The organism is Nodularia sp. LEGE 04288 (assembly GCF_963896525.1).
Lineage (GTDB): Bacteria > Cyanobacteriota > Cyanobacteriia > Cyanobacteriales > Nostocaceae > Nodularia.
Map to the genome: position 1 here is coordinate 48,542 of NZ_CAWQOY010000182.1, position 11,951 is coordinate 60,492.

Here is an 11,951-nt window from a genome sequence, read left to right on the forward strand (position 1 = left end):
CACCTCATGCTGAAAGTGCGACGATGCTCCACCTTTAGCGATCGCGCATGGAAGATCAGCTATTCTTATATCCTCACCCACCTAAATACTCCCGAATCACCCGCAGCATACTTGCACTACCTTTACTATTAACCAAAAGAATTGGTGCAAGGTGTGATGGACGATTCGCTTCAATAAAACCTGTAGCCGAGTGTTTAGCACTAGCCGTCACCACGACAACAATATCAGAGTTTTTCACCCACTGACGCAACCTATCATTACCCCCATGATCATGACTGAGGTAAACTTTAACATCTTGACAAGCTGCTGCCAAAATGCTCTTCACCCTTAAAGCTGCTGATTCTGTCAGAGTGTAAATCAGAAGAGATTTCCCCTTCAGATTTTGGAAGATATTCGCCTCAACCTCAATGCTTGGTTCTACCAAACTTGCTTGTTCGCCTAGTAAATTTGGCAGCGCTGCTTGCAGATTCAGGTCTTGAACCAGAGAGCGAAAAATCCCCCATTGAGTCTCATCAATCCTGCCGGCAAAGCGACGTAGACTTTCAGCAACTGTAAATAATAACTGTTGGCGCATCTGGGGAACTGCACACGGGTATGATACCAGTAAATCAACGAAGTCAAGCACCCAATCAACCTTTTTGGGAGAGTTAAAGCGATTCCAGAGTTCCAAAGCATACTCTATAATCTCAGTATATTTTCCCGTCTCAACTCCCAAAGTTAAAAGAGCGATCGCTAAATCATTGAATAAAATTAAATCAGCATCTCCACCCTGAGTGCTGAGAACTAGCAGTTCTAGCAGCGAGTGATAAAGCATCACAAACTCGCAACGAGGAAAATGTTCATCTTTTTGGAAAAACGCTAACAAGTGGGGGAGGGCATTGTGCAGCACAGACTCAGCTTTTGAGGCGACTTGATCCAACAACTCGTCAAAATCTGCCACTGCTTGTGGTTGCATCAGCAAACTGGTGACATCCCACTCCGCAGAACCTTGGCGTGCAGTATATAAAGCTCGTTCCCAATTTGGTTCTTTGTCCAACTGCAATAACCACTCTAGCCAACTGGTGGGGACAGCTTCGGCGGTGGGGGTGTCTTTGGTTGTATTTTCTTCACTTCCCCACAGTTGGGTCAAAAAATCTTGGTTCCAGCGTACCTTCAGCAAGGCTGTTTGCTCATCAGCCGTTAGCGCATCAAAGGCTTGCAATGCAGCTTTTTCCACTGCCAAGGTTCCCAATTCGTAGGCACACTGGAAGAGCAAACGAACTTTCTCCTTCGATGGTGGACTATCACAAAGCAATGAAAAGGCTTGGTCAAAGTCTCCATCCTTAGACAGCTGTTCGGCTTGTTGTAAGGGGTCGCCTGGGTTGTCAGGAGTAGCATCTTTTAGCAGTGCAGCTAACCTTTGCAAATAGCTGCGATGAGTCTCTTCAACTTCCGAAATTGCCAGCAGTTCATCCCGGAGAGTAGGTTTTGCTGGTTCTCCACCCACAGCCAGCAGCATAAATAATTTCAGGACTTCGGGGATTTTACTACCTGCACGGACAGCAAAAAGATTGTTGTAACGAGGGAAAACTACTTCTTGGAAATAGGCTACAGCACTACCAGGGGCGTTATTGTCTTCAAAATGTTGTAATTCAGTGCGGTACACTGCCCTCAGCAGAGCTTGGGTAACTGCAAAGGGTCGGCGAACCTGCAAAAGATTACCTAGTTCTGGGAGGGTAAGTAATTCGTTCCATTGCTCCAATTCTGCTAAGAGTTGCACCCGCAGAAACAGCAGATTCAGGGCATCCAGACGATGCTGGTCTATCAGGTATTGCAGGGAATTTTCCGCCGCCATGCGATCGCCTGCTTGCAGTGCCATGTAAAAGTCCCGCAGTACCCGACCCGTGGGCAGAGGAATTTCTATAACTCGCTTGACTCGGCGATCGCTCACCCGGCGCATCCGTTCTAAAGCTTCCCAAACATCTTTGGCTTGTCCGCTTAGTTTGAACACTGCACCACCAGTAAATTCATAAACCGCTAATTCTACAGGGTCTTGCAAGTTTAGCTGGGCTTGTTGTCCCCGAAATGTAGAATAAGTGGGGCCAACGAATGCGATTAATTCTTCACTCAAGGAACGTAATTGGCGTTGGCTTTGGGCTATCCCATACCAATCTACGCTTTTTTCACGCCAACGAGGGAGAACGGTTGTTTGAGGTTCAGGTTGGGTCAGTCGTTCCACCCAGGGACGAATTTTCGCCTGATTGCCTTCACCACCTTCAATTTTTCCCAAGTCAAATTTATTATCTGCGCCAAAAAACTGCTCTAGGAAGCGACGAACATCGGTATTAGTAGAATTATTCATGGTTCTACTCCCCCCCAACGGTTAGCGAAAATCACCTGTTGTTCAGCGATAATTTCTGGTAATGTCTCATAAATTACTGCTTCTTCATTAACTGTAATTCCGTTGTAGGTAAAATTCATCGAACCTGCAAGATAATACCCATCTCCCAGGATACCTTTTGCGTGTAATTCTTCGGTAATGTGGATGTGGCAGTTCGTGCCGTCATTTCTAAGTTTGAGTGCTGACAAAAAACTATGGTTATGGGAGTCGGGACGGGTAGCGATGTATATGGTTGTTCCCTGTTCCGCCAGGGTAGCGAGGATTTGGGAAAGGCGAATGCGGGAGCGACTCCAAGAGGGTTCTAGGGAGAGGAAAGTGTTGGCAGTGTTATCGATAACAGGGATATCAGATATCCAGGGGGAAACAAGCCAGATGCACTGACTGGGGTTAATCAGTTCGGCGACGAAGATAGTTTGGAGTAAGTCGGGGATTTGGCGGGAACTTAGGCGGGAGTGGATATAGCGGGAAGGCATTTTATTTTATTCTTGACGTGGATCTGACTGGGGGGGATGCCAACCAGCTTCTACCCAAAAACGACGAGCCACTTGAATTGAAGGCTCATCCCGACGTTCATCATTGAAGTCAAAGCGATCTTTAGTAGCTCTCCCTGTAGGAGTTGTACCTATAATTTTTGTCCCGTCTTTTGTCCAAATAAAATGCTCAGACCATTGTTGCTGACGAGGATGAAATAAAGGAACTTGTTCTTGGGTTTTGGGATCAGTACCTACTGTAAAATTATAGTGACGCTCATTACAGCGATGACAAGCTAAGGCTAAATTATCCAGTTCATCTGAGCCTCCCAAAGACTGCGGCATGATATGGTCAATGGTAAAACGGTCTGGACTCAAGTATTCTGGAGAATGACAGTATTCACAGAGGTATTTAGCTCGTTGTCTTACAAGTTTTCGAGTTTTCTCGGACACCATTTACTTTTCGCCGCTAGTTGAGCGTTTATCAAGGTAAATATTCGCTCTAATTCGGAGATGCCTACATATTCAGCTTCTTCTTCAGGAGTGAGCGCATCAGCTTTTTTCTTCTCCAACAGTTCTTCAAACCGAGACTGTAGCTCATCGGTAAATTTAAACAGATAAATGTCACCGAATTCGCTCATCCTGATACCAGAAGACATTAAGGATGAGGGTTGAACCATCAATTGGGTAGTCATTGTGTGTTCATAGTGCTTTTGGTTCTATTGTGCCGCAATTCATTATGAAACGGGTACAACATTATTATTATGTGTTCCTGCATTAGGAAGAGTAGTTCTTGAATGAGATAGCCAAATATCAAAAATTTCATATAAAGCCACTTTAAGTTTTTTAGAAATAAATTCGGCTTCTTTAACGGTAATTTTTCGAGAATGAGATTTAGTATTTTGCTCTACTGGATGATCAACACGGTTACGCATATTTCCTAAGTCTTTCCAAGTATTTACCCCATTAGGAAGAGTAGTTACAAAGACTCCTCTATGTGATAAATCTCCATATCCTCCTTTACCATATATTCCTTGCTCTGAAGGTAAAATATCTTCATAGAATGCAATAAGAGTTAAGTGTGCAAATTGATGAAATGTTCTGATATAATCGCTGGGTGACTGCTGATAGTTTTTAAAAGATTCACGCAAATGCTCAACTGCTTTTTCATAATGGCTTTTATAAAAATCGCGCAGGTCTGTTTGCGATAACGAAACCTCATACATAGTTGAAAGTGTTTGGTATATAAAGCATATTTTCGGTGCGTCTGGTGATAAGCCAACATCTTTAACTAAATCTGACAGCTTGCTCATTTCTTGGTGGTGCGGCTTTAAATCATCCCAGGTAACTCTACATTTATCCATTTGTAGAAGATAAATGACTAATCTGTGAAGTACAGGACTTTTATCACTACAAATTAAGCGAAACAATGCCAAAATTTTATTATGTAATTTAATCCTCTGAAATGCACCATAAGCTAGTTTTTGTCTAAGAAGTGAAGAAGCTTCTGGATCATCTTTGCTATTGTGTTGTTCTTGCTGCAAGCATTCCATAAAATAGGAATGTTGACCAGGAAGTTCTGCCAATATTCGTGCAGCTATCATTCTTGCATACCAGTCAAGTCGAGTATCGGCTAGCCATTCTCGGCATATAAACGCAGTATTTTTAGCTCCACTAATTTGATATAAAGACCATAGTGAATTAGCACGATGCCAAGAATATACCTTATGTTCAGTTATAAAATCTTGTAATTTTCTTATAATAACTGAATCATTTTTAAAACGTCCTAAACAATTACATACAGCTTCAGAACGCCAAGGCAATCTGTAAAGTAAATCTAATATCGGCTCACGTATTGATTCATGAGGTTCTAGCCTGTACAAGCAAAATGTGATATTTGATTCTGCTTCCTTACTTTTGGCTGAATTATCTAAAAGTGAATAAGCTTCTAAAAATATTTCACGAAATTGCTCTTGTAATTTTTCATTTCCAGTTATATTTATATTCAAATTTTTATTTGAAGAGTATATATTGCCCTCTTCTTCTTCTTCTTCAAAACCATCATCGCTATCTTCGTCTGATTCAGTAGAAATATTTGATGTTTTTGTTTCTTCCTCTATACTATCGGTATTTGTTTTTTTGACATAATCTGCCGCCAATTCAGCCTGTTCACTTTTTGGAATAGTAGGCTCTTGAATTAGAGTATATTCTCCTTGACCTGTGGGATCTGTAATTAGAAAGCGTAAATGTGTAATTTCTTTATTTATATCCTCGATTTCATGAATGCTAGTTTTTGTGACCTGAGCTACTAATCCAGCACGCTTAAGTTCTAAATCAAAAAGAATTAGTCCTTGTTGAACAGTTGGTTTATCACGTCCTAAAATGCGTATATACGTATAATCTGAATTAGTCTTTCATGATCAATAGTGTCATAGAAAGACACAATATCTGTTGAAGCAATCCAAGAATTACCTTTACGATATAATTTTTCAACAGAATTAACGAAGTTATTATATTGTTGTTTCCAGGGACGGAGCATCCAGCGCTTACCTGAACCAGCATAAACATTGCCAAAAATATGCTGATTTTGGTGAGTCACCAGATATTGATGACTTTCGTCAGCAATAACATTAACAAGAGCCTGGTAAACAATAACATCAGATACAGCCATGAGTGACATTGTTCTCAATGTCGTTGATGGTTTGGGAACATACACTTTGTGGTCTGCTAGTGGTGTATAGGGAAAATCTTCCGCTTGTACTTGTCTTATTAAATCTTTTAGATTAACTTCAAGATTAAAGGCAAATATTTTAAACCCCAACTCATCAATAATCATACGGCTAGTAACATTCACTGTTCTTTGCCAAGCCAGCATAAAATTATCGTAAGTTATAAATTTATCCCACAGATTTTCAGAAGATGACATTATTTATATTTGTTACTTAGTTAATAAAATGTAAATCATCAAGAGTTTGTACTTATTTCGGTACTTCGCTAAGAGAATTTTTTAGTGTAGGATTTTAATCATAGAAAGCAAAATAAGTGAATCTAAGTCATAATATTAACTTAAGAAGTATACATAATTGATACTAAAACTATTTTTGTACACATGATCACTGCACTACCTCCCGCACCCGCAGCTTCACCGCCAACCCCTGCGACAGTTTTGGTACACCCTCCACCAAAGGGTATACCTGCAAAACCCAACTTCCATAGGTTCCACGGCTAAACTCAACATTGCTGACTTGAAATTTCCCCGTGCATCAGGACGCGCTATCAATGAAACCAATGTACCCTGTGTAAACACATTCTCTACTTGTTTTCGCTAGTCGGGGTCATGTAGCCAAACTGTAGGATGAGCGCTATGTCTGCCATACCCTTCGGGATTTTGCTTGCAGAGAAAACATCGCGTAACTCTCAGAATCAAAACTCACGTAGAAAAAACCTAAAAATCTGGATATGCTGAACTCAGATTTTGTCAATTTGCAAATTTTGCGGATTTTCGAGGATAAAATGATTATCTTCTCTGACTAAATCACCTGTGCAACGAATTGGTAAACGCTCCTGATATGCTTTAATCGCTAAGATGTAATCATGGTTTGCTAGTTTAATTTTAATTTCTTGCAATTTATCAAAGACTGTACATAATAAAGTAATTTCTCCACTCAGTTGCTCAATTTCAGGAGTGGCAATTTGCATAACCACACCTTGTACTGTGAAGTTGGGATAATTGGTAATAAACTCGATTAATATATCAACTTGTGAACGATTTTCTACTGTCTCTAATATTTTTAAAATATCGCTGATTCTTTCAGCATAATCACCTAAATTATGTTGAAGAGGTACCAGAATTTCATATTCCTCTGTGGCATCTTTTTGTAGTCGCCAAATTGACCCAGCATCATTATAAATACGTCCGGTTTCATGCCAACCAGTAGCTTGCAAATGTGCTTGTAGCACATCAGGGTTAACAGTTTTGAGTATTTGACTATCTTTAATTGTAACTTTCATGGCAAATCTCCCAAACTAATACGTTGAATGATGCCTTGGAGTGCATCTGGCGTAAACTGATGACTACGGGGTAGTTCAATAGTAACATTGGTTGTATTTTCGGTGTCTGGCATTCCGTGTAAAGATACCCAATAACCACAATTTCTCAGACATAGTTCGGATTCTGTTTGTTTTATCCAGTCTGTTACTTTTTCGGGAACTAAAACGACTACTAAAATCCGAGGAACAAGGGCATTAATTTTTAAATCATTATAATTTTTGAGATTGAGGGGATATTTAATCGAGTTTTCATCCAAAATACCTCTGGATGTACATTTTAGCTGTAGTTCTAGTCTAGGCGAAATAATTTTACCTGTACCACCTCTGCTGACTATGCCTAAATCTACGCTGTCGTTATCAATTTCTGGTCTATATAAAGAATAACCTGCAACTGCGGCGATCGCTCTAATATAACTGATGCTAAATTGTTCTTTTTGTTGGTTAATATCCATATTGTGTTCAATGGCAAAACTTGACCTTCAAGCCGATAATCACTGCAAAACCTCCCTAACTCGTAGCCTCACCCCCAACCCTCGCGGATACCTCTGTACTCCCTCCACCACCGGGTAGACCTGCAAAAACCCCAATTCCATCGGTTCCACTGCTAAACTCAAAATTGCTGACTTCAAATTGTCCCGCCCATCAGGAGGTGTGATCAGGGAAACCGAAGCACTGTGCTTAAAGGCTTCCTCAACCTGTTCCCGCCAGTCAGGATCATCCAGGCAAACTGTGCGATCGCCCACTTGCAAAACATCCAATAATAGTTCCCTATCTGCGTTGGGAACCACAGCAAAGGGATTATAGGCAGATAAAGCACGAGAACGCACGATATTTCCCCTTGACCACAATAGACCATAAATCACTTGAAATCGCCAATAGGGATGAGGTTGCACTAAACCAAGATGGGACAACGCCTGATCTAACTGGTCATGATTACTGGCTACATAGGCAAATACCCGCCCATCAATTTCAATACCTAACCGTTGTTCTTCTTCATGCCACAAACGAATTAAATCCAGTAGCAGTTGGTCTGTTTCGCGGTTACTCCCTGGACGCAAAACCCTGGCGTTAATTGCAGTCATGACTGGATGTATTGCCAAAATCCCCTCAGAGGAGAGAATTTTACGGAAGCGATCGCTTGCTTGTTTTAATTCACCATGTCCTTCGGCTAACCGCACATCTGCCATTGCATCAGCAACTGCAACACTGGTTTGGGTTAACTCCAGTAACAGAGTCAGTTCTGAATCCACAATCTCAAAATCCGAAGCTGCTAAAGCACTCTCCGCTAAACGGAAAAAATTCGCCGGGTCAGCTGCATAACGCCGTAAAATTTCCTCAATCACCCCACCACCACCAATGGTAGACTCAGTAATCCAGATTTCCTCTCTCTCACTCTCAACAGTTACATCTGATGGACATGGCCCAGGGTCAATATCTAAAATCAAGTCGCCCACATCAAAATGAGGACACAACTGATTACAAGCATCCAGCAAAGCCCCTCCCAAAGTTGCTTTAAACCGTAATGCTGCCCAAGAGTGCCACTCCTCATCTGGTTCTGACCACAGAACTGATGCCAGGTCGTTTAAAATAATTTGAATTGCTTCTGTTCTGCAAAGTGCCAGCAACCTGTCATGTACCCTCTGCCGTCCCTGAATTTCTCCTGGTGCCGACTCTTCACCTGCTTCTAGTAGGGTTTCTTCGACATTCAAGGTTTGGAAAATATTGTCCAGAACCCTGGCCATTTCCTGACCCATATTTTCACCCAAAAGAGTTTCAAAAGCTTTCGGCAAAGGCATTTTGTCTGCCAAGGCACGGGCGGTCAGCATGGATATATATATTTGATAAAGCCATTCCCGTTGAAAGACGTTTGTTAATTCACACAACCTGGCATCTGTCAATACCCGATATCGGAAATATGCCGTGCGAAACGCCCGAATCTTCTCTTGATTGACATCCCTGGGACTGATACTGAAATCAGGCGGAATACAAAAGCGAAATACTAAACCGTCAACAGATTGGGCAAATCCCACAGATGCTGGACTACCATCCTGTCTCTGGGTGAAGCGAATTGTTGTATCCAGTTCCTGGCCATTGTCGAAGCGAATGTTAGCATGGGATGCGATCGCAAACCGCCGCACTTCCACGGGCGATTGTTGAGCATGAGTAAAACAACAAACTTCTGTGATAATCTTACCCCACGGGGAACCTTGAGGCAATTCGAGTTTTATTCCCAAATCGGGTGGTATAATTTGACTGCGCCATTCCAATTGAGCATTAGACGTAATTGAGATATCACTTAGAACTTGGGTAGGATTAATTGCCCAAGGGCGAATGCAGCGAATATCTACAACTTGCCCATCTTGCCAAAATTGAAAATTCCCGGCTTCTTCAAATTCGGCACAATAATCTTCTACGGGTAATTCTTGTTCTCGTTGTTGCAAATCTGACGGACTAATCCAGTGGGTTGCATAGATATGCTGCACTCCAAAGCGGCGCGTCGCCCTACCTGGAGTAAAGGTTTTCAGGGCTTGGACGATGGGCATGGAGTTGATATCTGGCTCACTGTTCCGGGTCTGTGCTGGTGTAGTAATGGTTACTTCTGGCAACAACAGGTCACTAAATAAATTCGGGGGAACAAAATCAGGTAACGGGTCACGGGTTTGATAGTCTTTGTCTGACTCATCTTGATAAATGGGAAGACGCTTCCAACCAGACTCTAAACGCCTTAGCAAAGTAGGAAGTACCGCCATCATTAATGACCTGGGCGGTTCCCAAAGAATTGCTTCGACTTCATCTTTGGACAGGTGTAGGGCTGATTGCAGATATGTCTCTAAGTTGCGTTGTCCAGCTTCTGTTTCCAGAATATTTTTAATTAGTTTTATTTCTAATTCCTGACGGTTAATTAAGTAAAAATTTGTAGTTGCAAAGTCTCTCCAGACACTTCCTCTAGTTGCGGTTAATTGCTGTCCAACCCAATCCATAAAGGCGAAAACTGCTTGAATGCGAATCACATAACGATTGGCGATGGGAAGCGATCGCTTTTCTAAAGTTGGGTTAAACAGCATATCATAGCCTTGATAGGCCATCCTGTCCCGTCCGTAATCAGACAGCACCACCACCGTCCAAGGTCGCATAGTTCTGCGTCGTCCCGCCCGTCCCTTTCGTTGCAGGAAAGATGCCATATCTCGCGGTGCTTTGTGCTGTATGACACCTCCAACTTCTGGATCATTAAATCCCACTTCCAAGGATGCAGTCGCAACAATCACGTCTGCATTGGGGGTAACTCCGGTATCTTGGGAACTGGTGCGCCCAATGGTTAAAGGAAGTTGCAAGCCGTGACCGATTTCTTCACATAAATACCAAGACTGACCAGCAATTAGGCGTTCTCTACCATCAGCTGCACCATGCGATCGCAAAGCTGCTAATGGCTGTCTTCCTCGCAAGGGACGACCCCAACTATCTCGACCTTCGGCATCCAAAAGGTTGTGGAATAAGCGATTGGTAACATCTAAGTCATCAGTGAAGGCGAAAACACGGGAACCATAGAAACCTTGGCTGGGGGGGTCTTCAGACGGGTCGAGTATACGCCGCAGCAGCATCGCTGTTTGAATACTGGTAGACAACAGACTTGTCCCTGATACGGGGTCGCCTCTGAGAACTAATTGATATTCCATTCCCTCTCTGCGAGACGCTACGCGAACAGCCATTTGGTCTTCTGTGGGAGAAATTTCCTCAACTGAACCCGGCTTTAAACCTGTCAGCTGACTGAAAAACTCCGCCGCACTTTCTAGGGTTGCTGAAAGTCCTGTGAACTGGACTTTTTTGTGAATCATTCTTTGCCAACGCCGCAGCAGGTAAGCAACTTGTGCGCCGTGAACTCCTGTATAAGTATGTACTTCATCTAACAAGACGATTTGTGGAGGTTTCGCCATTGCTATGCCAAATACATGACCATAATAGGAGTTCCCCATCGACCGATTTAGCATTTCTGTGCTGGTAAAAACTAAGTCTGGGGGAGTTTTCGCCATGCGATCGCGTGTTAAAATTACTTCATCTTCTTGGATAACAGCACCACAGGAGGGGTTGAGACAATGAAGTTTCTCTTTACCAGCTTCTAAATCTGCACGTCGCCAAGATAGCGCACCTTCGCATTTGGGACACCGCAGGTAAGGACAAGTAAACCCACCACTTTCTGATACCCATTTATCCTGTACCAGATTCAATGTTGCGCTTCTGGGAGTTAAGCCAAAAAATGCCCCAATCAGGATTTTACGCTGACCTTCTGCCTTAAGGACAGCATCGAGACGACGTGCTTCTTGATAGGTTTCAGAAAATTGGTCTTTGAGGAGTTCGTTCCGGGGATAAATTGCTAGTCCCTTACTCCAATACTCATTGTTTTTCAACAAACCTGTAATATGCGTTAGCGCTGGTAAGTAAAAAGATAAAGTCTTCCCCGTTCCTGTCCCAGCACAGACAATCATCCCACGACTTTTTGTGCTATTTAAATCCCGCAGCATTCGACTCGTAGCACGTAGCTGAAAATCTGCAAGTTGAACCTCACCGCGCGATGGCGAATTTAGTATTGCTGTAACGGCTTTTCGTCGGGTCGGAGTTAATAATTTATCTGCCTCTAGCTGTTCAATTACTGTTTTAGGTGTAATATCCCTATTGGGATAAATTCTCGGACGGATTTGTAAGCGATAATCAGCAACTAAAGTAGGAGATGTTTGCCAATTATTATTAGGGAACAGTTGGCGAAGACGGGCAAATAATCTCACCGCTTCTGCCATTCGGGTGCGGAAAAGGTGACGACCTCTGAGATTAAAATCAAACAACAATTTCCGTTCGAGGATTTGGTCTATAAAATCCCAAACATCTTCATCAATCTCGTAAGTATTCAGAAAATCTTCCGCAAGTTCTGCAATTTCATCTTCTGAAAATCCACCATCAACAATTCCCCAGGTCAAAAGTTGAACTTCCTGGCGTTCCAGCTTATCTAAAAATTCTCTAATTATTTTATCCCAATTGGTAGTCACCCTTGCTCTGCCCTT

General features: G+C 42.5%; 9 protein-coding genes. All 9 read right to left on the reverse strand.

All coding sequences use genetic code 11. From position 1 onward, the window contains the following. Positions 1-73: 73 nt before the first annotated feature. The 9 genes from dpdD to dpdJ all read right to left on the reverse strand — a co-directional run bounded on the left by dpdD (position 74) and on the right by dpdJ (position 11,936). On the reverse strand, positions 74-2,341 hold the full coding sequence (gene dpdD / locus AACX33_RS26215) for a protein DpdD (protein ID WP_193999802.1): 2,268 nt from the start codon (positions 2,339-2,341) through the stop codon (positions 74-76). Further along, the gene (dpdK, locus tag AACX33_RS26220; RefSeq protein ID WP_193999804.1) at positions 2,338-2,853 is read right to left on the reverse strand and encodes a phospholipase D-like domain-containing protein DpdK; all 516 of its coding nucleotides are present in this window, start codon (positions 2,851-2,853) and stop codon (positions 2,338-2,340) included. Before dpdK ends, dpdD begins: the two co-directional genes overlap by 4 nt. Positions 2,854-2,859: 6 nt before the next feature. After that, positions 2,860-3,306 (reverse strand): HNH endonuclease, encoded by a 447-nt coding sequence (locus AACX33_RS26225; RefSeq protein WP_193999806.1) that lies wholly within the window; start codon positions 3,304-3,306, stop codon positions 2,860-2,862. After that, positions 3,276-3,545, reverse strand: coding sequence for a hypothetical protein (locus tag AACX33_RS26230; RefSeq protein WP_193999808.1), 270 nt, complete (start codon positions 3,543-3,545; stop codon positions 3,276-3,278). Before AACX33_RS26230 ends, AACX33_RS26225 begins: the two co-directional genes overlap by 31 nt. A gap of 42 nt (positions 3,546-3,587) precedes the next feature. Next, the gene (locus tag AACX33_RS26235) at positions 3,588-5,009 is read right to left on the reverse strand and encodes a hypothetical protein (RefSeq protein WP_193999810.1); all 1,422 of its coding nucleotides are present in this window, start codon (positions 5,007-5,009) and stop codon (positions 3,588-3,590) included. A gap of 218 nt (positions 5,010-5,227) precedes the next feature. After that, entirely contained in the window at positions 5,228-5,776 is a 549-nt protein-coding gene (locus AACX33_RS26240) for a hypothetical protein (protein WP_193999812.1), read from the reverse strand. 542 nt (positions 5,777-6,318) lie between these two features. Further along, on the reverse strand, positions 6,319-6,861 hold the full coding sequence (locus AACX33_RS26245; RefSeq protein WP_193999814.1) for a hypothetical protein: 543 nt from the start codon (positions 6,859-6,861) through the stop codon (positions 6,319-6,321). Beyond that, positions 6,858-7,352: a DUF4365 domain-containing protein gene (locus AACX33_RS26250; RefSeq protein ID WP_193999816.1), complete on the reverse strand. Its 495-nt coding sequence runs from the start codon at positions 7,350-7,352 to the stop codon at positions 6,858-6,860. The genes AACX33_RS26245 and AACX33_RS26250 overlap by 4 nt, the downstream gene beginning before the upstream one ends. 39 nt (positions 7,353-7,391) lie before the next feature. Beyond that, entirely contained in the window at positions 7,392-11,936 is a 4,545-nt protein-coding gene (gene dpdJ, locus AACX33_RS26255; protein ID WP_193999819.1) for a protein DpdJ, read from the reverse strand. Positions 11,937-11,951 lie beyond the last annotated feature (15 nt).

Bases quoted from the DNA above. Each gene is read 5' to 3' on its own strand.
- AACX33_RS26250 (WP_193999816.1), bottom strand. From the start codon at position 7,352: ATGGATATTAACCAACAAAAAGAACAATTTAGCATCAGTTATATTAGA.
- AACX33_RS26245 (WP_193999814.1), bottom strand. From the start codon at position 6,861: ATGAAAGTTACAATTAAAGATAGTCAAATACTCAAAACTGTTAACCCT.
- AACX33_RS26225 (WP_193999806.1), bottom strand. From the start codon at position 3,306: ATGGTGTCCGAGAAAACTCGAAAACTTGTAAGACAACGAGCTAAATAC.
- AACX33_RS26230 (WP_193999808.1), bottom strand. From the start codon at position 3,545: ATGACTACCCAATTGATGGTTCAACCCTCATCCTTAATGTCTTCTGGT.
- dpdD (WP_193999802.1), bottom strand. From the start codon at position 2,341: ATGAATAATTCTACTAATACCGATGTTCGTCGCTTCCTAGAGCAGTTT.
- AACX33_RS26240 (WP_193999812.1), bottom strand. From the start codon at position 5,776: ATGTCATCTTCTGAAAATCTGTGGGATAAATTTATAACTTACGATAAT.
- dpdK (WP_193999804.1), bottom strand. From the start codon at position 2,853: ATGCCTTCCCGCTATATCCACTCCCGCCTAAGTTCCCGCCAAATCCCC.